The organism is Aquamicrobium soli (assembly GCF_042646345.1).
Classification (GTDB): Bacteria; Pseudomonadota; Alphaproteobacteria; order Rhizobiales; family Rhizobiaceae; genus Mesorhizobium; species Mesorhizobium soli_A.
Genome location: NZ_JBHRTK010000001.1, coordinates 325564 through 348380, shown reverse-complemented (window position 1 = coordinate 348380; position 22817 = coordinate 325564). Strand labels below are relative to the sequence as shown.

General features: G+C 58.5%; 22 protein-coding genes. 13 read left to right on the top strand and 9 right to left on the bottom strand.

What is annotated here, in order from left to right; translation table 11 throughout:
* Positions 1 to 215 precede the first annotated feature (215 nt).
* Both ACFOHJ_RS01795 and ACFOHJ_RS01790 read left to right on the top strand, forming a co-directional pair.
* Positions 216 to 443, top strand: coding sequence for a hypothetical protein (locus tag ACFOHJ_RS01795; protein WP_378217860.1), 228 nt, complete (start codon positions 216 to 218; stop codon positions 441 to 443).
* 256 nt (positions 444 to 699) lie between these two features.
* Positions 700 to 1011 (top strand): hypothetical protein, encoded by a 312-nt coding sequence (locus tag ACFOHJ_RS01790; protein ID WP_378217858.1) that lies wholly within the window; start codon positions 700 to 702, stop codon positions 1009 to 1011.
* A 248-nt stretch (positions 1012 to 1259) separates the two neighbouring features.
* Here ACFOHJ_RS01790 and ACFOHJ_RS01785 read toward each other — a convergent pair whose 3' ends face one another.
* Positions 1260 to 2489, bottom strand: coding sequence for an MFS transporter (locus ACFOHJ_RS01785; RefSeq protein WP_378217856.1), 1230 nt, complete (start codon positions 2487 to 2489; stop codon positions 1260 to 1262).
* A 67-nt stretch (positions 2490 to 2556) separates the two neighbouring features.
* Between ACFOHJ_RS01785 and ACFOHJ_RS01780 the strand changes: the two genes are divergently transcribed.
* Complete coding sequence (locus tag ACFOHJ_RS01780) at positions 2557 to 2976, top strand: helix-turn-helix domain-containing protein (protein WP_378217854.1); 420 nt, start codon at positions 2557 to 2559, stop codon at positions 2974 to 2976.
* Between the two features lie 9 nt (positions 2977 to 2985).
* Here ACFOHJ_RS01780 and ACFOHJ_RS01775 read toward each other — a convergent pair whose 3' ends face one another.
* Both ACFOHJ_RS01775 and ACFOHJ_RS01770 read right to left on the bottom strand, forming a co-directional pair.
* A complete protein-coding gene (locus ACFOHJ_RS01775) occupies positions 2986 to 3273 on the bottom strand; it encodes a hypothetical protein (RefSeq protein ID WP_378217852.1) in 288 nt (95 codons plus the stop codon).
* Positions 3274 to 3444: 171 nt separating this feature from the next.
* Positions 3445 to 3651 carry a hypothetical protein gene (locus tag ACFOHJ_RS01770; protein WP_378217850.1) on the bottom strand — a complete coding sequence of 69 codons (207 nt, stop codon included), beginning with the start codon at positions 3649 to 3651 and terminating at the stop codon, positions 3445 to 3447.
* A 293-nt stretch (positions 3652 to 3944) separates the two neighbouring features.
* Here ACFOHJ_RS01770 and ACFOHJ_RS01765 point away from each other — a divergent pair, with 293 nt between their 5' ends.
* Positions 3945 to 4085 (top strand): hypothetical protein, encoded by a 141-nt coding sequence (locus ACFOHJ_RS01765; RefSeq protein ID WP_378217848.1) that lies wholly within the window; start codon positions 3945 to 3947, stop codon positions 4083 to 4085.
* Positions 4086 to 4681: 596 nt separating this feature from the next.
* On the opposite strand, the gene ACFOHJ_RS01760 is transcribed toward ACFOHJ_RS01765, so the two are convergent.
* Positions 4682 to 4873, bottom strand: a complete 192-nt coding sequence (locus ACFOHJ_RS01760; RefSeq protein WP_378217846.1) for a hypothetical protein — start codon at positions 4871 to 4873, stop codon at positions 4682 to 4684.
* Positions 4874 to 5556: 683 nt separating this feature from the next.
* Here ACFOHJ_RS01760 and ACFOHJ_RS01755 point away from each other — a divergent pair.
* Positions 5557 to 6039 carry a hypothetical protein gene (locus tag ACFOHJ_RS01755; RefSeq protein WP_378217844.1) on the top strand — a complete coding sequence of 161 codons (483 nt, stop codon included), beginning with the start codon at positions 5557 to 5559 and terminating at the stop codon, positions 6037 to 6039.
* A gap of 41 nt (positions 6040 to 6080) precedes the next feature.
* Here ACFOHJ_RS01755 and ACFOHJ_RS01750 read toward each other — a convergent pair whose 3' ends face one another.
* From ACFOHJ_RS01750 to ACFOHJ_RS01740, 3 genes are read right to left on the bottom strand one after another with little or no spacing between them, the layout of a single operon-like run.
* Complete coding sequence (locus ACFOHJ_RS01750) at positions 6081 to 7067, bottom strand: ABC transporter permease (RefSeq protein ID WP_378217842.1); 987 nt, start codon at positions 7065 to 7067, stop codon at positions 6081 to 6083.
* A complete protein-coding gene (locus ACFOHJ_RS01745; RefSeq protein ID WP_378217840.1) occupies positions 7064 to 8614 on the bottom strand; it encodes a sugar ABC transporter ATP-binding protein in 1551 nt (516 codons plus the stop codon). The genes ACFOHJ_RS01750 and ACFOHJ_RS01745 overlap by 4 nt, the downstream gene beginning before the upstream one ends.
* Before the next feature lie 8 nt (positions 8615 to 8622).
* Positions 8623 to 9597, bottom strand: a complete 975-nt coding sequence (locus tag ACFOHJ_RS01740) for a sugar ABC transporter substrate-binding protein (protein WP_378217838.1) — start codon at positions 9595 to 9597, stop codon at positions 8623 to 8625.
* A gap of 416 nt (positions 9598 to 10013) precedes the next feature.
* Between ACFOHJ_RS01740 and ACFOHJ_RS01735 the strand changes: the two genes are divergently transcribed.
* The 8 genes from ACFOHJ_RS01735 to ACFOHJ_RS01700 all read left to right on the top strand — a co-directional run bounded on the left by ACFOHJ_RS01735 (position 10014) and on the right by ACFOHJ_RS01700 (position 20981).
* Entirely contained in the window at positions 10014 to 11432 is a 1419-nt protein-coding gene (locus tag ACFOHJ_RS01735) for an amidase (RefSeq protein ID WP_378217836.1), read from the top strand.
* 324 nt (positions 11433 to 11756) lie between these two features.
* Entirely contained in the window at positions 11757 to 12248 is a 492-nt protein-coding gene (locus tag ACFOHJ_RS01730; RefSeq protein ID WP_378217834.1) for a hypothetical protein, read from the top strand.
* Positions 12249 to 12354: 106 nt separating this feature from the next.
* The gene (locus ACFOHJ_RS01725; protein WP_378217832.1) at positions 12355 to 12741 is read left to right on the top strand and encodes a LuxR C-terminal-related transcriptional regulator; all 387 of its coding nucleotides are present in this window, start codon (positions 12355 to 12357) and stop codon (positions 12739 to 12741) included.
* Between the two features lie 553 nt (positions 12742 to 13294).
* Positions 13295 to 14563, top strand: coding sequence for a metallophosphoesterase family protein (locus ACFOHJ_RS01720; protein WP_378217830.1), 1269 nt, complete (start codon positions 13295 to 13297; stop codon positions 14561 to 14563).
* Positions 14563 to 18042, top strand: a complete 3480-nt coding sequence (locus ACFOHJ_RS01715) for an AAA family ATPase (RefSeq protein ID WP_378217828.1) — start codon at positions 14563 to 14565, stop codon at positions 18040 to 18042. Before ACFOHJ_RS01720 ends, ACFOHJ_RS01715 begins: the two co-directional genes overlap by 1 nt.
* Before the next feature lie 256 nt (positions 18043 to 18298).
* Positions 18299 to 19381: a DNA topoisomerase IB gene (locus ACFOHJ_RS01710; RefSeq protein WP_378217826.1), complete on the top strand. Its 1083-nt coding sequence runs from the start codon at positions 18299 to 18301 to the stop codon at positions 19379 to 19381.
* A gap of 564 nt (positions 19382 to 19945) precedes the next feature.
* Positions 19946 to 20248 carry a hypothetical protein gene (locus ACFOHJ_RS01705; RefSeq protein WP_378217824.1) on the top strand — a complete coding sequence of 101 codons (303 nt, stop codon included), beginning with the start codon at positions 19946 to 19948 and terminating at the stop codon, positions 20246 to 20248.
* Positions 20249 to 20609: 361 nt separating this feature from the next.
* The gene (locus ACFOHJ_RS01700) at positions 20610 to 20981 is read left to right on the top strand and encodes a hypothetical protein (protein ID WP_378217822.1); all 372 of its coding nucleotides are present in this window, start codon (positions 20610 to 20612) and stop codon (positions 20979 to 20981) included.
* 138 nt (positions 20982 to 21119) lie between these two features.
* Here ACFOHJ_RS01700 and ACFOHJ_RS01695 read toward each other — a convergent pair whose 3' ends face one another.
* Together ACFOHJ_RS01695 and ACFOHJ_RS01690 are read right to left on the bottom strand one after the other, a co-directional pair.
* Positions 21120 to 21389: a hypothetical protein gene (locus ACFOHJ_RS01695; protein ID WP_378217820.1), complete on the bottom strand. Its 270-nt coding sequence runs from the start codon at positions 21387 to 21389 to the stop codon at positions 21120 to 21122.
* Between the two features lie 190 nt (positions 21390 to 21579).
* Positions 21580 to 21678: a putative RiPP precursor gene (locus tag ACFOHJ_RS01690; RefSeq protein WP_378217818.1), complete on the bottom strand. Its 99-nt coding sequence runs from the start codon at positions 21676 to 21678 to the stop codon at positions 21580 to 21582.
* Positions 21679 to 22817: the final 1139 nt, after the last annotated feature.

The window sequence follows — 22817 nt, the reverse complement described above, 5'->3', positions numbered from 1 at the left end:
CACGGCGGATGGTGCTACCATTTTCGACAAAAGGCAAGAACGATCTAAATATTAATTACTGATATCAGATAGTTAGCAAGGTACTGTGTCAACGCCTTTGGCGGACGATTAGCCTGTGACTATTTAGCGGCGAAAGCCATATTGACCCAAAGCGAAGCGAAACCTACTTTTGTGCATTATGCGCCAGTTACTCATTCTATGGCAGCGAGGCGGTGATGGTAGATTTGGAACGGCAAGAACGATTGCAGATAATGCTGACGTCCGAAGAACTCGATGCGCTGGAAAATTGGCGATTCGAACAGCGCATGCCAAGCCGGGCGGCTGCCGTCCGCGAGTTGCTACGACGGGGGCTCCTGGCTGAAGGGAAATTATTGGCCCCAGGTTCGAAGTCGGGTGCTTATGGCGTGCTTGACGCGCCCGCCGAGGACCCGCCTCCAGACTGAATTGGCGCCTCCGCTTGACCGGCGTTGGCATGATCTTCCCAGGGCCACAGACGCAGAAGCCCCGTCACCGAGGGTGGGTGACAGGCTTTCCCGGGGTCGGTCGGCTTTCCGTCGTATGTCACTCTGCGATCCCCCAGTCTATTCTCCTGGAGGTTATTCCCTGTTTCGCAACCAAAGTTGGAACGGACTGGAGTGTCTCTCGTTGTCTCGCATGGTTGCCGTCGCCGAGACGGCTTCGAATCCACGGGAGATAGATATGAACATCAGGACGCTTTGCCTGGGGGCGCTCGCTATTTCGCTGACAAGCGGGGCAGTTCTTGCTGCGAGCGATACAACCGCCCTCGACAACCACGACACGATGAAGCCGTTCTACAGCGATTCCGATATGAAAACGCTGGTCCCCGAGGCTGAGTTCAAAGCAGCCTGGATGAAGCTGACCAAGGAGGATCAAGACAAGATCGTCCGGGAATGCAGCGAGGACGCCGCGGCAAAGGCACACGGTAATTTCTGCGCCATGACGAGAAAATTCGGCGAGGCTCACTCCAACACCAACAGCCAGAGCGATTGACGGTCCAGAACTGATCGACTGACGGTTAGGCGATAAGGAGCCCCAGCACAAGCTGGGGCTATTTTCAGCGGCTACAAACAACGGGATCAGGGCGGCGGCTTTCCTTCGACAAGCAGACCGGCGCCTCCGAGCGCTCTCCCCGCGCAATCTCCCTCCCTATTATGGTCGGGCGTTCTTGAACGCGCACACATCAAAGCGCTCGCCGGGTCCGTTCGGATTCAACGGGGCCTGGTGTGAATCGTGAAAGGTCAAATCCGATCGGTTGAATGGCGTATTTGGGTGGTGCGTAAAAGTGCGCTGCCCAGTGCGATCACCGCCATGCTCCCTAGAAGCACGGCCACAAGCAAGAACGGCCCCTCATAACCAGCGCTCGCGATGGCAGGTGTGATGAGTAGCGGTGAGATGAATTGACCAATGAATACCGACGCCGTCAGCAGACCGCTGGCCAGTCCCCGGCGATGCAGTGGACTAAGAGCGAGCGTCAGACCGACGAACGTTGGCGACACCACCGCGTACCCCGCGCCGATCAGAGCAGCGCCACCTAAGCTGAACAAAGGCGCTGACGAAACCACCAGCAGCAGGAAACCAGATGCCATACAAGCGTACCCGGCTGAATAGACGCCCACGTATCCGATCGCACGCTGTATCGGGGAGTAGGCCAACGCCACGCTGCCGCCGCTCAGCATCAGCACGCTGAGCGTCAGGCTCGTCATGGCGGGACCGCTATAGCCACCAGCCTCGAGAAAAAATGGCAACTGCGTCGGCATGATGGAAAAGAACATGTTCGTCAGGGACTGCAGCACCATCAGGCCGATAAATAGCAGATGCCATTGCTTGGCCGCCTCCTCCAATCCGGACGGAGAGGCATCTCGGCTGCCTGAAAGTGGGCGCCGTGGTTCCACGATCACCATCCACGCGATCGGCACCATCAGCAGGGCGATTCCGTACACGCCGAAGACCCAGCGCGGCGAAGCCATTGCGACCAGGCCCGCAAGCAGTATGAAAACCAGGCCGCCGAAGTTTCGAGCGGAGATTTGCAGTCCCGTCAGTGCAGTACGGGCTCCGCCGGTGAAGTAGTCGCCTATCAGGGCCGTCTGCGCGGTCATGATGAACGCGACCGCAATCCCCAAGACAATGCGGCTAAGGAAAATCGTCAGCAAGTCGGGAAGGTACGATCCGGCGGTGCCCGCGATCACAAAAAGCATGATGCCAGCAAGAAGCAGGACACGTCGCCCGATCCAATCCACGGCAAGCCCCGCCAGCGGCGCCAGCAGCGCAATGCTCAACGAAGGAGCGGTGACCAGTAGTCGTGTCAGCAAGGCGGAGTGGTGCTCGTCCGCGAACAATCGTTGCAATCCAGGAAGAGCGGGGCTGACCGTAGCATTCGCCATCACCGTCAGCGTTGCCGCCATCAGCAGCGCGACAGCGCGGCTATCGCGCCAGATCGGCATCTCAGTCGTTCTCGACATGATTTCCATCTCATTTTCCTTGCCATACTTGTCGTCGCAAGAGATGCTACGACTTCAAGCCAACTTGAGGTCAAGCATGAAAATGATGGACATTGGCGAGGTAGCGGAGCGCGCTGGCGTACAGCCCTCTACCCTGAGATACTACGAGGAAATTGGGCTTATCCGATCCGTCGGCCGGCACGGTTTGCGACGACAGTTCGACGGCGATGTCTTGCTGAAACTCTCCCTGGTGGCGCTCGGTAAAGCAGCAGGTTTTTCACTTACCGAGATCACCGCAATCTTTCGGCAGGATGGCCATCTGGAATTGCCGCGAGAGGAACTGCGCGCCAAGGCGGACGAAGTAAGTAGACAGATGGCGGGCCTGCGCATATTGCGCGACACGCTTCGACATGTCGCCGACTGCAAGGCCTCCAGCCATCTCGAATGCCCGGCATTCCGCAAGCTCCTCAAGACAGCGTCTAAAGCGACACAGCCGCGAAAAGTGCCGAAGGGCTAGGAACATGGGTTAGACTGTGCCGCTGATCGGGCTGGTTGATGACAGTTCGGTTGCGAGCGTGCTCGGTTGAATAATTGAGATTCGGCAATCGACCATCTCGGTCATTTCATACAGGCGTTCCTTGACAGTCGGGTGCCTTGCCCTGTCCCTGCCAAAGCCTTCGGCATGGAGGCGGTACTGGCATTCTGCAGTTACCTCGTTATCGCCTTGGGGCGTGATTGGCATGGCTTTCTCGTGGTTGTTCGGCGTCGTACAAGCTCTACTGGCAGGAATTGCTACCGCATCATGGGCCAGCATAAGCGGGCGCCTTTCGCCAGTTTTCGGAGCACTGGCGGGGCTGATAGTTGGCTTGGCGGCTATATGGAAAATGGACATGGCGGGATATGCATCCCGCGCTGAGTTGCTGGCAACACATGTCATAGCCGCTGGAATTTGCGCCAGACTCGCTTGTAATAACTAGTTCAGGTATCAGGCCCGCTGGCTCCGGCCGGCGGGCTTTCTGTCGCTGGCAACGATTCTCTGCCGCCGCCGCTGCAGCGGCGCATTGCAGATAGAAAGCGTGCTCAGCCGGTCGACGGGATTACAATCGTCGATGTAGCGGGAGCATCCGCCGCCGATGCCTTCACGCTCAGCGCACCAGCCATCGGTGGTGCCTATCTTTACGGCCTTTTCCAAGGCACAACCACTGTCGCCGGCGGCGACTAGTACCTGCGCACGACCGACATTCTCGCGCCGACAGTACCCGTTTACGAGAACTATCCGATTGTGTTGCTCGGCCTAACCGAGCTGCCGACCGCTCCAGCAACGCGTGAGCGACTGCTACTGGCCGGGCGCGGTCGACGAACCCGCCGGCTATTCCGGCCCGCGCAACCTCTGGACCCGGATCGAAGGCGCACATTGCCATGTCGAGGGGGAGTCGACTACCGGTACCTCCTACGACAGCAACCGCTTCGTACAGGCAGGTATCGATGAGCATCGCCGAGAACGGCTCGGCGATGCTCATCGGCGGCCTCAATGCCCAATACCGGGTCGACGCTGACATCAATTTCGATCTTGGCAACGGCGACAAGGACCGACAGCTTTTTCGACTTGTCCAGCGCCGCTCCTAAGCCCGCTACGGCCTGTTCCAAATCCGGGTAGAGTTTGATGTCGTCGACGTTTCGCAGCCGCAAAGTCGCGCAGCGGAGAAGAATCTGCAGCTCACGTCGGGGATGCTCGATATCGCATTGGCGGCATCTTTATCCGGTGAACGGAGCGGTCTCAGCCGCCTCCCATTCCCAAGCGCTCTTCGGAGCGAAGCCAATCTACTTTTTGGGGAAGCGTGCAATCATTGATTACCGCCGCTCGCTGACCTCTCGGTTGGCGGACTTTAGTCATTTGGAACCAAACAGGCCGGCCGGTGTTTGGGGTATACTCCATGACAGGTTCCTCACATCTGTTTGGATAAGCCCGTACCGGTTCGCTGGTGCGGGCTTTCATCGCAGGATCACATCTATTCTCGACCAAGTGTCGGTAAGGACCGGCCATGCAGCATGTTCGCAGCACCATCGAACAATTACGCCGGTATATCGCTACCTGCGAAGCGCGCTGAACTTGAAGAAGTCGATGCGCTTCTAAGGGTGGCGCTCGAAGAGGTCAGACGCAAGATCAGGCAAAAAGAAGCTCGGGCGCCACATCCTGATAAAGACTAGGCCTCGCTCTGCCACTACGAGGGAGTATGCCCCTTCTCAGGCGGCGGAACTGGGACCGATGGAACGTCCCGCTGAAGAATCTCCCCGAAGACAACCACTGCCTCGCTGATAAGGCTGCGCAGTTCTTCGCGCTCGACGGTATCAAAATGTTCTTCGGCATCCATGAGATTGACGAGCAGATCGACGCCGCGTTGATGCAGTACCATTCGAACCTCCTCTGTTCCCCGCCGCTTTAGCGAAGCATCATTGATGCTGCCGGGCAAGCGGCGCCTGACTGCGTAATCGTCAAAACATCGTTAGGTAATTGAGCCCGGAACCTGCGGTGTCCCTGCGCGTTTGCCACCATCCCGGCTCGCCATGGCCGTTGGGGTTGCTTGAGAGGCCCGTCACTGACGCTCCGGTGGCGGGCTTCTGCTACCGGCGCTAGCGGTACTGCTACGGGAATGATGCTTCAGCGTATCGACTTGGCTGGCGCGTCCAGATCGGCCCTCTTCACGGCTGTGAACCATGCCGCCTCGACCTTAGCCGCCGCCTCCATCGGGGAATGGCAATAGCCCCGATCGTCCGACGGCCGCTTCACCATCCTACCGCTTGCCGTCACGGACCAGAACCACTGGTGCTTGGATGGCCTGCCGCGAACACGTAGATTCGCCCGACGATGCCGTCATTAGCCATGCGCTTGTCGATAGCCACGAAATCATTGTCGGCATCCGTTCATGTGCGGCGTCATTCCGGTTTGAGGCCGCGGTTCGGCACGGCGTGTTCTCCCATTTCTAAAGACGGACCGAGCAGGTAGGAGTATGATCAGCTTACCAACGGCAAATGCCAAGGGCGCCTTTGGCTGAGAGCGACGATCGAGCTTCCGCCCCAGCATGAAAGGGAGGAAGCCATGAAAGGCCTCTTCGTTTCATCAAGTGGCATAGCCTACCCCGAGGATATGGAAATCCTGCGGGCCGTCTTAAATCGCTTTTGCAAGGACCACCACGTCAGCGGCGATGGCCCCGAGGCGGCAGAAATCGCGCGGACGATCATATCGCTATTCCAAGCGGGTCTCTGCGACGAGCCTAGGATCCGAGCTGCCCTCGACGGTATGGAAGATGGTACCTTGAGCCGACCGACCAAGCGACCCGCGAAGCTGATAGATTGTGGCCGCCGGTTGGACAAAGCCGTTGCCTTCTTGATCGCGCTTGGCACCTTTGCCGCCGGCGACAGTCGAGAAGCATTCCTCCGAGCCCGGTCACACGCACCGGTGACGGGCTTTTATGGCTTTATTATTTCGCCGAGCAATGGCGCGTCAATCCTGAGCGTGGCCGCACCTGACCCCCTCTTAAACTGCAGATTGATTTGCACGTCCGGTGCCGCAGCGAGATAGTTCGTTAAGCGATCGACGGGATCAGGAATTCACGGAAAATATCAAGCGAGCTTGCGAAGACGTAGTTGCAGGACCTCGAGGCCAGCAGCCACAACCAAGACAGCGCCCGAAATGATGTTGGTGAATTCGGTGCCCACATTCATCAAGGCCAGTCCATTTCGCAGTATCATCAGGAACCAGACACCGAGAAGGACGCGCCACATGCTGCCACGCCCGCCGGTGAAAGGCACCCCGCCCAGCAACACGGCGGTCAACGCGGTAAGTTCCATGCCAACCCCGAGCGTTCCGGATGGAGCGCTGTCAAGGCGAGCTGCGATCAACACCGCCCCGGCACCGACCGAAAGGCCTGTCAGCGCATACAAGGTCAGGATGGTCTTCTTGACCCGTATGCCAACAAGAAAGGCAGCGCGGGGATTGACGCCTATCGAGAGGATATGTTTGCCGAACGGAGTGATGGACATCGCAAGCACGGCGGCCGCGGCGACGGCGAGCGCAATCCAGGCAATGTAGCCAAGGCCGAGGAATTTCCCGCTCCCCAAAGCCACAACCGCTTCCGGAAAACCGTAGACGGCATTCGGAGCGAGCGCCAATGCGATACCACGTGCCGCCGCAAGTCCGCCAAGCGTAACCACGATAGGCGAAAGTTCGAACAAGCCGATCAGGATGCCGTTTACCAACCCCCAGCCGAGACCCACCGCAATGCCGGCAAGGAGCCCTGGAACGGTGCCCGCATCCAGGAACACCAGACCCGCCACAACGCCGGCGAGGCCCATCACCGAGCCCACCGACAGATCGACATAACCGGCCATGAGCAGCATGGCCGAGGCGACGGTAATGATGATGACGGCAGCGTTCTGAGAGATGAGGGCCGCGAAATTGTCGAGCGACAGGAAGGCTGTCGTGTTGGCCGCGAAAAACGCCATCAACACCAGCGTAGCTAGCGGCATCACGAAATTGATGGCCAGGATGATGACCCTGCTCGGTGTGAACGCCGGTGCGCGCCCTGTCTCGTTCGAAATCGCGGTCATAGCGCAATGTCCTCTTTTGAGCCGAGCTGATGGGTTGCGCCATGCGCGATTTCGGCGGTCTGAGCCAAGGAAAGCAGTTCGGCTTCGCCAATGGAGGGGTCGACAACATGCGCCACCTGGCCGTTCACCAGGACAACGATGCGGTCGGCAAGGGCTATCGCCTCTTCCGGGTCGCTGGTAGCAAACATCGCGGCTCGCCCCGTCACCTCTTTGGCAAATCGGCGCAGCAATTGATAGATTTGCGCACGCGATCCGACGTCGACACCCTGGGTGGGTTCGTCCAACAACAGAAGCGCGATGTCTCGAAGGCCGCAGAGCCAGCGTCCCAGGACCAACTTCTGCGCATTCCCACCGGAAAAGGCCGATCCGGCCGTCGTCGGGCCGGACGGCCTCAACTGCAAATCGGCAGCCATCTGCCTGAACATACCCAATTCCTTGCGGGGTTTGCGCATCAGGCGCGACATCCGGGAATAATGCGGCATCATCAGATTTTCGACCGCGTTAAGACTGGGAAACAACGCCTGCGCAAGACGATCGGAAGCAACCAGCGCAACTCCTGCCGTCATCGCCTGGATCGTCGACTCGAAATGCAGTTCCCTGTCTCGCAGGGTCAACCTGCCTGACCACGGACGACGCGCGCCCGCAATCGTCTCAAGCAGATCTGTCCGTCCGCTTCCCAGCATCCCATAGATCCCGAGGATCTCGCCCTCATTTATGGTGAGGTCGAACGGACCACAATAACTGGAGCGAAACCCATGAAAGCGCGCGAGACCCTTCTGCGACACCTCGCGTGAACGACGAGTTTCCAGGGAAACGGCATCGGGCGAAATGGCGGCAACCAATTCGCCGATTCCTACCTCGCTACGGGCTCTCGTCCATAGCACCTGCCCTTCTCGCAGGACTGAAATTCGGTCGGCGACTGCCATAACCTCGCCCAGCAGGTGCGTCACGAATATGACCGCGACGCCCAACTCATGGGCCAGACGGCGCACAAGCGCCAACAGCGCCTCGACCTCGTGCTTACCAAGTGCGGCGGTCGGTTCGTCCAATATCAGGAGCCGCGGCTCGCGTCGAACCGAGCGCGCGATTTCGATGCCCTGCTGCTCGCCTACGCTGAGGTCTTCGACGATCTCATCCGGGTCGAGTTCAAGGCCGATGCGAGCCAGGACTTCAGACGTGATCCGCGCCTGGCCCGCCTTGTCCAGAAATCCCCATTTGGTGCGTCTTTCGTCGCCAAGAAAGACATTGTCGCTGACGCTGAGCGAATTCGCGAGTTGGAAGTGCTGGTAAATGATGGAAATTCCGGCATCAAGAGCTTCGCGCGGGGCGAAACCCTTGAATTCTCGTCCGTCGATGACGATCGAACCGGAGCTTGGATGGACCGCCCCGCTCAGGCAACCAAGCAATGTCGACTTTCCCGCGCCGTTAGCGCCAAGAATGGCATGAACTTCTCCTGGCCTGAACTCAAGGTTGATGTTCTTCAGGACAGTGACCGTTCCGTACGACTTGCAAAGATCGATCAGCTGGATGGAATTGCGGGCGGTCATCTCCGACCTCACTTGTACTGGTCGATCAACTGATCCAGTTGCTCGGCATCGCGAGTCGTCGCCAGTTGGTTCGGGGAGAGGATATTCGTTTCTCCCGTACCCTTGACCGCGTTCAGCGCGGCATCGATGATCGAATAGCCCAGCAGATCGAGGCGGATGGCAGCCGTGGCCTTGTAGTATGTCCCCTTCTTGACCTCGACCAAGGCCTGTTCCGAGCCGTCCATCCCACCGAGGTAGACGTCATTCGGGTCAATCCCGGCATTCTGAAAAGCGCGCGCGGCCCCCACGCCGGGGTCGTCGGTGCTGCCGCCGATAAAGATCCTGAGGTCGGGATGTTCGCGCAGCGCGGTTTCCGCCATCGCAAGACCGCACTCCTGATCGGCACAGTCTTGCGCAAGCACGACGGGGACGTTGAGCTTCTTGAGTGCCGCTTCCGGAATTTCCCACTGCCCGGCCAGCGAAGACTCGATCGTCAGTTCGGTCACTGCGGCCGATATCCCACCTGCAGGCAGGTGGTCCTTGACCCACTTCGTCAGGTCTTCGGCGATCAGTTCCCCGGCCTTGTTCGTATCCCAGCCCACCGAACCGTCCTGATCCTTCATCGGCTTGGTATAGGTCAGCCATTTAATGCCCTTGGCTTGAGCCTCGCGCTGAAGCTGGGTGAATGCGGTCGGGTCTACGGCCCGAATGACAATCGCATCGACACCCTGGAGGATCCAGTTCTCGACCGCCGCGCGCTGGGTCTGCAGGTTCAGATTGGTGGTCGCGTCGAGGAGCAGCTTGACGCAGCCGACTTCATCAGCCCTCTTCTGCGCATATTTCGCGACAGCCTGGACGGCCTTGGCTTCGCTGACGGGATGACTGTAGCCGATCGTATAGGTCTTTTCGCATGCCTGCGCCGAGGTCACGCCAACAGGAAGCGTGACGGCAACAAAGGCTGCGGCGAGAAACTGCGGGCGGTGCCCGGAAAGACGAAGAAACATGCAACAACACTCCCATGTTGAGGTTCTTGATCGATGCAGGTTTCCATCGTCGCGGCACATTGGGCGCCTTGTCGGTCGGCGGGCTCGCAATTCTGGGGTCGGTTGACCTGCTGACGGCAGAGCTAGCACCGTCGGCGGCGCCAACAACATTCGTCAAATGCCGTATTTTCGTCAGACCGGGGCAAGATTCCCCGCGCCTGTCGAACAAGCCGGGCGTGGCTATCTTCGCAGCGCAAAGACGACACAGGCGGGCGCGAGACCGGTCCGATCCCGAAAGAATTCGTCAAATGACGTATTTCCCGCCCTCTTTGCAGCCCATAGCCTTTCGTCATTGGGTGAATACTGCGCGCCCAAGACGGGCAGGAAGGAAGACCGGCTCGTAATCTCCCAATCGAGAGTTCAAAAGGAGCCGTCCATTGGAAAATCTGCACCTCCTTCCAGCCACGAAGCTGGCCGAAATGGTTCGCAATCGCGAGCTCAGCGTGACACAGATCGCTCAAGCGACCCTCGCACGGATTGACGCGATCAACCCGAAACTGAATGCTGTGATTTACGTCGATCGCGAGCAGATATTGGACGACGCCAGGAAGCTCGATGGCGCGGTGCAGCGAGGCGACCATCTCGGCCCTATCCACGGAGTTCCTTATACGATCAAGGACAACACCTCGATGAAAGGCCTGCCTTTCACGAGCGGTTTCAAGCCAAACCACGGCAATGTCGGCACCTACGATGCCGATGTGTATACCCGACTGCGCGATGCGGGCGGGCTATTCATCGGCAAGACGAATCTGCCGGAGTTCGGCTACTATGGCGGTTGCGAGGGCCACGAATACGGGGCAGCGCACAATCCGTTTAAGCACGGCTATTCCACTGGCGGTTCCAGCGGCGGGGCCGCCGCCTCGGTTGCCGCCGGAATAACCCCTCTCGCCGAAGGCAACGATGGCGCAGGCTCTGTCCGTATACCTTCGGCATTGTGCGGCACCGTCGGGCTAAAGCCAACCGTTGGTGTCGTACCGGATACCCTGTTTCCAAACCGATACCACTCGTTTCTCTTCCATGGCCCCATCACGCGGACGGTCGCTGATGCCGCTCTGATGATGGATGTCTGGGCCGGTACCTCGGATGCCGATCCGAAGACGATCGAAAAGCCGGTGCCGTCGTTCCTAGCGGCCATCGCAGGCGACGTAAGAGGTATGCGCCTTGCCTGGAGCGATGATCTGGGAACCGGCGTCCATGTCGATCCCGAAGTCCTCGCCATATGCCGCGATACCCTGAAGGACCTGGTCCAGCTCGGCGTCAGGGTTACGGAGGCATCGCCTAAATGGGAGGCAGATATTTCCAAGGCAATGTGGGATGGTCTTTGGGTTCCGGCCTTTGCCGAGGTGTATGATCTCTACGACTGGAAAACACTGCGTGGCCAGGTCGACGACAATCTGATCGAGATCATGCAGGCGGCCGAAACGACCACGGCGGTCGACGTCGGCCGGGCCAGCATCGTTCGCGGCAAGATGTGGGACGTCTTTACAGCCTTCATGCAGGACTACGACGTTCTGGCCTCGCCCACGCTGGCGTCGGCGACGTTCCCGCACGGTCATTTCTCGCCGGAATGGCTGCATGGAAAATCGGTTCGAGAACAGATTCTCGACTGGCTGCTGACCTATCCCTTCAACATGCTTTCGAATCCGGCGCTGACCATTCCGGCAGGATTCACGTCGGACAATCGGCCGGTCGGCATCCAGTTCGCAGCACGGCCGCGCAAGGATGCGCTGCTGCTGCGACTTGCACGGAACATCGAGGAAATACGTCCTTGGGCAGACGCCTATAGGTCAATCTGACAAGGATATGCCGGCAGCCGATGCAGACCGGAGAGATGCGGCCCTCGGCTTTCTGTCAATCGGTCATGCTGCCCGTGAATACGACAATCGAAAGAGGGCTCGCACTGCGGGCCCTCTCTATTCTTACCGGTGATGACCGAATTCGCATCGCGGGCGCCCGGACATCAAACCCTCACCGCAAAGGCGTTGACTTGTCCATTTCCGATATGCAACATTTTATAATTCTCGAGATCCCGCAATAGCTTGTAGCAGAATACACCCACAACGCTTGGTGGTGGGTATCGGAAGGCGAAGCGGATATTTTCGCAAAGCGGAGTGACTATCGTGGACATTCCTCTTGATATTGCAAGCATCGCCACAGGCGCTTCCGCTTGCGATGCGATGGCCGCTCAAGAAATCCTTACCTATATGATGAAGAAGCGTCCTTATATTGCTTCTAGTCTCGCTATTTATGATCCCACCACTCGAACCCATCGAACTATCGCCTCGGTCGGGTACAGCAAGCGCGTATTGTCCCACCTCGACGGCTGGCTGGTGACCGACGACATCGCCTGTCGTCTTTATCGGGATCAAGGGGATCGTCAGATAGCTCTCAAATGGTCAGAAATGCCCTTCAACTACTACGAGACCTTCTCGGTCCAGGAAGTCTTCATGCCAGCCGGATTTCGAGAGGGCATAACATTACGGTTGCATACTCGGGATGGCCGCTACACCGGCAACCTCCACATCAGCACCGACGATCCCCGTTATCCAACTCGCGAAATGATAGCGAACGAAGTCCAATGCCCTTCAGACTATTCTAGGCAACTTCACTGATTTGCTTCGGTCGTTTACCGCCCGATTCAGTGGCCAGCTTGACGGAAGCAGCGGTTGTGTACTGACCCATAACGGAGAGGTGGTGGACCTACCTCGGGTAAATCCCTTGCCTGAAAAATTGCGTGAAGCACTGGCCTCTCGAATCTCCGACTTGCATCAAGGCCAAATCCCAGAGGTGTTTCTTTTCCGTCACGGGGCCGATTGGTATCGCATTCACACGGGCCTCCTGTCCGGAGACGCCCGGGTCATCGTCGCACAAGCATGCGAGATACCTTATGGCCTGACGATGCGCGAACTCGAGATCGTAGATCTCTTAATAACCGGAGCAACCAACAGCGAGATCGCCTCCGAGATTTTCGTGGCTCGGACCACGGTTTCCAAACATCTGGAGAACATCTTCGACAAGACAGGCTGCAACACGCGCACATCGGTGGTTAGAGCGGCGCTCTCAAAAAATCTGCGGCAGCTCCCGTTTTTCCGGGGCAAACACTGACCACCTTTGCGACGTGGTCGAAAATTCTCCATTCGTGCAACCAGTTGGTAAACTCGAACAAACGTCGACGTCCCTTTTTGCCCCCCTATAACCTGGCCTTTGTGTTGGTGGCGGCGACCGGATCTATAGCGGATTCACTTCCTCCATCGGACACCCGCCGGGCAGCCGGCCCGTGGCCCAGGGGAGAGACCATCCCGCTAGAAGTGCGCCTCTGCCTCGCGCAATATCGTGCCACCATGGCCGTTGTCCCCGAGCAGTCGTGCGCCGCGCCTTGGGTCGCGCGCGATCATCGCCGATACCGACCCTGATCGCCGGAAAAGGCTCTCAATGCGGTGGCAGATCAAGTCGAGGCGGTGAGCGCCAAGCCTTTGTTCCTTCAGGACAGACAAGACGCTGCCGACGGCCTCCGACCCAGCGCTTGCTGGTGCCCGCCGCGCCGATCAGTTCTCCCATCCAACCATTACTGTGCATGACGGAAGATCGTCCGTGCAGCGGACGGTACGAGTACGATAGGCTACTTGCGGATCCTCAACGATTAGACGAACTCCTTTGCATGCCATTTCGATTTGTCCACACAGCCGACCTGCACCTCGACTCCCCTTTGCGCTCGCTGGCAATGCGCAACAGCGACTTGGCGGAACTTATCGGCGATGCGACACGACAGGCGCTCGTCTCAATCGTCGATCTGTGCATCGAAGAGCGGGTAGATGCGCTGATCATCGCTGGCGATCTTTACGACGGCGACCAGACGTCGATGAAGACCGCCCGGTTTCTGGCCGGCCAGATGCAGCGGCTGCATGAGGCAGGAATTGCCACCTTCATCATCAGGGGCAATCACGATGCGATGTCGCGCATTACGCAGGAACTGATCCTGCCTCCTTCGGTCGCAAGATTTGGCGGCCGCGCCGAGATGATCGATATTGAGCAGAAGAACCTTGCCATTTCGATCCATGGGCTGAGCTTCGCCCACCCCCAGGCCCCGGACAGCTTACTCGAGAAGTACCGGCGCCCTGCCCCCGATGCGGTCAACATCGGCATCATGCACACGAGCCTGGCAGGCGCGCCCGGTCATGATCCCTACGCGCCCTGCAGAGTGTCCGATCTTCACAACTGGGGTTTCGACTATTGGGCTTTGGGCCATATCCATTCTCGGACGCAACACACCGGCGCGCGGACGGTGATCATGCCAGGCATGCCGCAAGGGCGGGATATCAACGAGGCTGGCGAGAAAACAGTCACGCTGGTGACAGTCAACGATGACCGCAGCCTTGCGGTTGAGGAACGTCGGACCAGCACCGCACAGTTCGAACGGGTGACCATTGATCTCTCGCCAGTCTCGACTTGCCGGGAAGCAGCGGCGCTGATCGAAAAAAGCCTTGGCGAAGCGCGCGATCGTACACGAACCCGCCATCTGGTCGGGCGCCTGCGGCTGATCGGCGCCACCCCATTGTCGTGGCAGTTGCGACGGGATCGTGATTTGCTGCAGACCGAGGTCGAGCAGCGCGCCGAGAGCGTAGGAAATATCTGGATCGAAAAGCTCGAGATCGCGACCAGCACTCCTAGGATTGACGGCGAAGGTTCTGCGGCGGATCCGGTCCTCGAACTGGGCTCACTGATGCGCGATGACGTCGTCCACCGGCATGGCATCCGCGATGTCGTCCGCGATCTCGTCCAGGAGTTGCGTGATGATCTTCCCCCGGATGCCCGCGGCTTCAGCGGCGATGACGAAGCTGCGTTCGAGACTCTGGTCGATCAGCTTCTTTTGGAAGGCAGCGAGGACATGCTGGCGCGCCTGAAGCCGGAAATTCCGGAGGATGCCTGATGCGTCTTCGCCGGCTCGACCTCACCCGCTACGGCAAGTTCACCGATCATTCGATCGATTTCGGTGAGCGTACGCCCGGTAAACCGGACCTGCACATCGTCTACGGCTTGAACGAAGCAGGCAAGTCGACGGCACTTTCTGGCTTTCTCGACCTCCTCTTCGGAATCGAGGAGCGTACGCGCTATGGCTTCCTGCATCAGGGTAAGGCAATGGAGATCGGAGCCTGTCTCGAGTTTGATGGGAAGGCTCACGCGTTCAAGCGTCTCAAGCAGCGCAGTAATTCGCTACTGAACGAATACGGCCAGCTCGTCAACGAAGCGATCTTGAGCGCACCGCTCGCTGGGCTGACGCGTGAAACGTATCGTATGATGTTCTCGCTCGACGACCAAACCCTGGAAGATGGCGGGAATGCCATTCTGGAAAGTAAAGGGGATCTCGGCGAATTGTTGTTTTCAGCAAGCGCTGGACTGGCAGGCATCAGTTCCATCCTCGAGAAGGCGAATGAAGAAGCCGACGGCATTTTCCGCAAGCGCGCGAGTTCGACCAGGATTGCCCGCCTCAAGCACGAGATGGCGGCCCTGAAATCGCGCCGCGACGAGATTGACGTACAGGCGTCGGCATACAAGGCACTAACCGCCGCACTGCAACAGGCAAGTTCTGCATATGAAGAGGTGATGCGGGACATCGGAATGGGAAAGGCCCGCCAGGATGAGATCGCCCGCCTGCTGCGGGCGTATCCGCTCTCGATCGACTATCGGCGGATCGCGACCGAATTGGAGGAGTATGAGGAACTCCCGCATCCACCTGCCGAGTGGTCGGCCGCCGTTCTTGATCTCATGAACGAGGAAACGCGCTTCCAGACCCAGATGTCGGGCATAGGGCAGCGCCAAGAAAGAATTCGTGAAGAGCTCGAAGGACTTGTGGTCGATGACACGCTGCTCAAGCTGTCCGACCGGTTCGATCGGTTGCCAGAGTTGGCCAGCCGCTACACGACAGCCGAAAGTGATCTTCCTAAAAGGAAGGCCGCGCTGGCGGAATGGAGCCGAAAAGTGGATTTCATCCTGGCGGCGCTCGGCAAGTCGGGAATTGAAGAGCCTAGAACCTTGCTCGTACCAGCGGCCACGATCGGTACCCTCCGTGACCTGATCGCCGAGCGGTCCGGTATCGATGTCGCCCGACGGTCAGCCGAAAAAGAATGTGAGGCGGCAGAACAGGCGCTGGAAAAAGCGAAGCTCGCGCGAGCGGCCCTCAACCAGATCCATGTCATTGATGCCGGGACCATCGCGCGGCTGCAATCAATCCACAGTCGCCTCCGCCAAACTGATCTGATGGCCGAACACCGGCTTGCTGATCGCAGCCTGCCGGACAAGCAGCAGGCATTCGACAATGCGATGGTGGTCCTGCATCCCTGGGCGGGGGACGGTGACGCCCTTCTCAGGATCGCACCACCTGCTTCCAGCCGCCTCGAGCACTGGAAATCCGTCCTGGGATCGATCGACAAGCGGCGCTTGCAATATGCAGAGCGAAAAGCCGAATTGGCGATGAAAAGAGCCGAGGACACGGCCAGGATAGACGCATTGCATGCCGCAGCGGGCATCATCGATGACAGTGAAGCCGCCGCCACCCTGGCAGAACGCGACGAAGCCTGGACACAGCATCTGGCCAGACTGGACCGCGACAGCGCGCACCGGTTCGAAGACAAGATGCGCAGGACAGATACGCTCTCCGCAGCCCGCCTCGAACGGGCAAAGGATCTGGAGGAGCTTCGGTCACGGTCTGCGGCGCTCGCGGTGACGAGAGCGACCCTTGCCCGGCTGGACGAACTGCTGCTCGAAATCGACGATGAGGCCGAAGCGCTTCGGGCGGAAATCAGAGCCGAAACTCCCGCGGAGATCAAGCTGGCCGCGGACGTCTCCACGACCGCTTGGCTTGCGCGGATCGAACGATGGGCGGGACACCAAGAGATTGCGCTGTCGGCGTGGGAAAATTTGCAGCAGACCCGCCGCAATATCGAAGCGGCAAGGACCGCTCTTGAGGCCGAACAGAGTTCCATAGCAGAGGTCCTTAATACCGTCGGCGTCTCGGCGGACGACCTTCCATTAGCGGCTTTGATCCAGGCCGCAGAAACCGTGCTTGCGGAGAATACTGCCCTGCGGTCCAACAGGACTGAAGCCGAGAACCGTCTCAATGAACTCAACGCCATTCTCTCCCAACGGAAAAGCGAACAGGACAAGGCCATCTCCGCGTCAAACGAATGGCATCGCTTATGGTCCAACGCGCTTGCCGGGACCTGGTTTGCCGATCGGCAAACCAGTGTCAGCGCCGTTCGCGAGTTGCTCGAGGCTATCGTCAACCTTCCAGAAGCACTGCGGGAGTCGGACGATCTCGACCATCGCATCGATGCCATGGAAGCTGATCGGCGTAATTTCGCCGAGGCGGTAGCCGAGCTGTGTGTTGTGCTTGGACAACCGTTCGACGGCGCGGATCCGCTGGCCGCAGCCAGAGCACTGAGCGGGCGGCACGAGGCGGCAAGACAGATTCTGGTGAAAAGACAGGAACGCGGGCAGGCCCTTGTCGATCTATCTGCGGAACGCGAGCAGCTGGTCGGCGAGATCGCGTTTCATGACGCGCGCAATAAAGAGATGACAGGATTCTTCGGCGTCGAAACGCTGGCCGATGTTCGTGAGGCGTTAGAGCGGTGCCGTAAACGGAAGGAACTGGTTGAGCAGCTAACGAGGACCGAGAAGCAAATTTCCGGGGAGATGCAGCAGCAATCGCTGGCCGCGGCAATGGCTGTCCTGGCAGAAATTGACCTCGCCGCGCTCCAGCAGGAACAGGCGGAACTGACGACGCGGCTCGATGATCTGCAAGGACGGTCAAGGCAGCTATTCGCCGATAAGACACGCGCATCCGACAAGCTGAACGCCATTGGTGGTGATGACGTTGTCGCACGCATCGAGGCCATGCGCCGCACGGTCCTCCTCGAAATCGAAGATCTGGCGATTCGCTATCTGCGACTTAAGACGGGCAGCTTGGTCGCCGATCATGCCTTACGCGCCTATCGCGACAAACATCGTAGCGCAATGATGAACCGAGCCTCCGAAGCGTTCCGGTTGATGACGCACGCCAAATACACCGGCCTTGCGACACGGCCGCAGAAAGACCAGGAAGCACTGATCGGGTTGTCACGCTCCGGTGGATCAAAGCTCGCCGTCGACATGTCCAAGGGCACGCGGTTCCAGCTCTATCTGGCTCTCCGGCTTGCCGGATATGAGGAGTTTGCAGCCGCGCGACCGTCGGTGCCATTCATCGCCGATGACATCATGGAGACCTTTGACGAGCCGCGTTCGGAACAAGTGTTTCGGCTGTTCGGACAGATGGCTGGCGTGGGCCAGGTGATTTATCTCACCCACCACAGGCACCTTTGCGAGATTGCTGCCCGAGTTGTGCCGCAGGCGAAGATTCATGAACTCGAGTAAAGTCACTTGTTCTGGCATTCGTATGAGCGCTAGCCGGAAGCGGAACTTACAGCCCAGGGCGATGTTATGGGTAGCCTGAACCGGGATACGCAAAATCGGAACGGTGCCGCAATTTGATCAAATCCGGAGATGGAGAAAACATTTACCGGAAGTGGACACCTAGCCGACGCGGGAACTGGAGAGTTTTCGCGACCTCTGCGCTCGGGCGACAAATCTTGCCCTGCCCAAGTGGCGTCGTGGCTCTGCGGAGGCGGTCATGTTGGATAAGACGAAGCTGATTGAGGCTAGCCGCAACGAATTAGCGGCCGAGCGTGCGCAACTGGTCTACGTCAGCGACAGCGAGCCCGGCATCCGTCGCAAGGGTGCGCCGAAACGCTTTTGGTATGTCAGTCCGACAGGCGAGAAGCTCGGAGAGGGAAAGACCGTTCAGCGTATCCGCGGGCTTGCCATCCCCCCGGCCTGGACAGATGTGTGGATTTCCCCCGACCCAAATGGCCATATTCAGGCAACGGGACGTGACCAGAAGGGCCGCAAGCAATACCGCTACCATCCAGATTGGGCGGCCGAGCGCGACGGAGAGAAATATTCAAGCCTGATCGCATTCGCAGAAGCGTTACCGGCGCTGCGCAGCCAAGTCGACGCGGATCTGCGGCGCCATGGCTTACCCTTCGAGCGGGTGGTGGCATCGGTCGTCTGGTTACTCGACAACACGATGATACGTGTCGGCAACGCTGCGTACGCCCGCGACAACAAGAGCTTCGGCCTCACCACGTTGCGCGACCGCCATGTCGATATCACCGGCTCCAGGCTGCGTTTTTCGTTTAAAGGCAAGTCTGGCAAGGTATGGAAGTTGAAGCTGGTGGACCGGCGCATTGCCCGTGTCGTGCGCGGCGCCCAGGATATTCCCGGCCAGAAATTGTTTCAGTATCTCGATGAGGATGGCCGCCGGCGACCGGTGCGCTCCGAGGACGTCAATCTCTATATCCGCAGCGCTGCCGGCAACGGCTTCAGCGCCAAGCATTTCCGTACCTGGGGCGGCACGATCCATGCCGCCTCTCTTCTGGCTCAGACAGAACGACCTGACAGCAAAACGGCACAGAAAAAGGTGCTAAACGGCGTTATTGACCAAGTGGCCGAGCGGCTTGGCAACACGCGTACCGTGTGCCGGCAGTGCTATGTTCATCCCTCCGTTCTGGACACTTGGGTGAACGGTGACCTTGCCAGGGAGATGGCTCTGGCCAGTCGAGGAAAGCACCGGATCGAGGGGTTGGACGACGAGGAATCGCTAGTGCTACGGTGGCTTAGGTCTACGACCGACAAAAGCGTCCAAAAAACGTAAACCACGATCGTGTCGCTCACGTTCGTATGAATCCACGCCCTCTGAGCCCCTGAAGGTGTTCCTCAGCCCGCAGTTTTGAACGGGCTGATGAGCCGCTCGTTGTCTCGCTTCGTCGCCACGCTCTAATCCGACCTTGACACGGCCATCGATCATTTTGTGCGATACCCGACCCAGGCTTAAAACTACCCGTTCCATGAACCGTCCAACCTTACCGAGTCAGTTCAGCGCTCTGGGGCCTTTCTTGGCGGCAACTTAAAGAAAGCCCGCCACCAGTGAGAGAAGGTGACGGGCCCACTCGCAGTTATCCCGATGGTCATGGACCTATCGAGACCGCGGAAAACGTCCGAGTGTGCGGGAGGTTCCGTGGAAAATCATCACACCTGAGGCTGGCAAGGGGTTTCATTCGGTCGGATTGATCGTCCTTAACCAGGACATCCATCATCTCTCCGTCTATGTGCCTTTGGCCCCTGGCCCAGCGACCCGAAGATATCCACTGGGAACAATTCACATCCTCTCGTGTTTTGAAAATCCTGCGCACTCAGCGCGTCAAACGAGGAGAAAGCTATGAAGACCATCCTAACCGCAGCAGCCATTATCGCCCTCTCGTCCGGATTTGCCTTTGCTCAATCGAACTCGAGCACGAGCGGCACGACCAGCACCACAACCACCACAACGACGATGCCGAAGACGACGACCGACCAGGACACCGATGCGACCAAGACGAACTCAACGAATGCTAATTCCGCCAAGGATTGTGCTCCGGGACAGCAGGCAGGCAGCGCAAAGGAAGCGGCGCCGGGTCAGCAGGATACGGACACCAAGTCGGCCGCACCGGGGCAGATGAAAACCACCGACCAAAAGTGCTGACGGGCTGAGTACTTAGTCGAAGAGAAAGCCCGCCGGCCTAAGAGTCGGCGGGCGCTGTCAGTGCCGGCGTCAAATATAGATCGCAGTCACCACCAAATAGCCGCCCAAGATCAGAGCAAAGAGAACTTCGATTGCCATAGGCCAGATATAGGACAGACCGAAAAAAATGAAAACCCGCTGGTCGCAATCAGCGGGCGAGCATGTAGCGGAGGCCATGCCTGTCATGGAATAGATCCCAAACTCCGGCCGGCGTAGTTCGTTCCGAAAGACCGATCGGAACTGGCGGTAGACCTCATCGCAATCACCAATTGCGTCCGGGATAGAAAAGTGAAAGCGTGCCCGACTATGGGAGGCTTGTAGAATGGGCGGCGCTATGGGGACTTTCTTCTGGTCATTGACGGCTGCATTTGTCGTCGCAATGACCACTCTCGCCTACCGAAAGCCCAAAGAATATAGTCGTTTCCTGATCGGTATCCTTCTGCTTCTCGTTGCGGTTATCGCTGGTGGGATGATCTACGGTGCCGGTTACCAGAATGGTGCCCTTGATACGCAACGTTATTTGAGCAAGCACGAAGGCGGCTATTACGAAAGCGAGCCATTTCCGTTTGATGGAACGGCTGCTTTCTTTTTGGGGTGGGGGCTAGGTCTGTATCTGATTGTCCTAGCGTATCTACCGTCAATCCTAGGAACCATGGACGAGGGTGCCGACAGAAACGGCAAAGACGCACCCTAGCGTGCGCTCCGCCGCAAACCCAACAATAGCCAAATTGGAGCACAGCAGCATCGTCAACCGAAAAGCGGCACTCCATGGAGACACGCTAGGTAAAAGCGGGTGACAACCGCTCATGCATCCGGGCGACAGGGCGCATCATCAGTTGCGCGGGTCGGTTAAATGAGCCGCCAGGTTCGGTTCCGCCCGGGTCAATGTACCGTTCTTCATGCTGTCGAGAATGACCAAGATCGCGGCCTCCTCGCAGAGGCCCGCTTCAAAGAGCGATATGATCACGCGAGCGAGTTCAGTGGCTTCTGAGCTCTGCGGTTTGATCTGGTGTTCCCGGCAGAAGTGATCGAAGACGGAACTCAGCATTTCCAGGTCTTCGGGGTAGGCTATGCCTTTCGATGAAATGAAGAGCCCTTTCATGGCTTCCTCCCTTCATGTTGGGGCGGAAGCGCGATCGTCGCTCACAGCCGACAGCGCCCTTGGCATATGCCGTCGATGAAGGAAATGATAAACCTGCCCACACGGACCGTCGTTTAAAAAGGACACTTTGCATAAAAAAGCCCGCCAGCCTTTCGGCCAGCGGGCTGATCTAGGGTTTTTAAGCCGTAGATCAGGTCTCGCGTACGCCGGAACCGGCCGGCGCCGCCGTCACGGCACCAAGCTTCTCGCGCTTCTGAAGCACAGGCTTCTCATAGGTCTTCTTTTTCACGTTGCCCTCCAGATTGGGATTTACGCGACGGACTATAGCGAGACAATTTGATGCTGGCTACCGAGGGGGCGTAAACGAAAAAGCCCGCCGGCCGGGGCCAGCGGGAGAGCCGGAATATGAGGGCGATACGTCAACACCGAAAAAGGCCCAAAGTTCCCGTGCCGGGCTTCATAAACCTCGCAGCGGACCTAGTTGCAATCAAAGATTGCATGCGCGCTAAGAAGAGCCTGGGTGATGCACTTATAGCGGTCGCCCGCACCGGTAGGCACATTCGTCACAGTGATGATGCTTTCGGTTGTTTGTGTGCTCGGTGGAGCTATGGTGGTCGGAAATTATGCGGTCCGGAGGAAGCATTGACGAAGTCCGTGGAGGTCGTCCTCGCCATCCTGGTTGAGATCGACAATGAGTATTCTGGCGCTCAACATGCCGAAGATATAATTTCGACAGCGAGACGGACGTTTTCTGACGCCAAAGTGAAACTCTTGAAGGTCGAAGTGGCAGACCCACCGGATGCCAAGTCGGAGGAATCACCCTCATAAGCCTTTTGCCTCGTTTAACTAAGCGGCAGGTGTACGATCAGCATTGCCTAGCCCGGTAGATTGCCCCGCTGCGACAGCGTGGCCCGGCGTCATCGGCAATTTGATTGATGGCAGGGCCATTTGCTTTCGGTTCGATGCGGAATAAGATCGATCTGCCCGGTACCTGCTAGTCCCGGACTTCCCCCGGCCCGGTCGCTTCTCCTTGAGCGGCCGGGCTTTTGATTGCGGGTGCTACCGCATCCTGGTTGGTCTAACCCGGGCCGCAGTCTTGGCCAAATTAACTGCTCCACGCCGGATTATCCTATTTCGTTCAGACCTGAGCATGGTCAGAGCGAGGTGTTTGCCTTTTCTTGAACTAAGCCTCGGCGACCTCCACCCTGAGAAATTTCGTACGCCCCCCCCGCGAAAACTGCTCCACCCTATTTCATCGCCGACCTTAAGCGTTCCTGGTGGAACGCGAGACGGGTCGAGACGCCATCCAGGCTGCGGTCTGACAGGCGCTTGATCGCGGGCCTGATGCCACTTTCGTTGCGTATCTAGGTCGGTGGGAGCGGAGTGCTTGTTGCAGCTGATCTCGAGAACAGGATTTATCGATGCCTG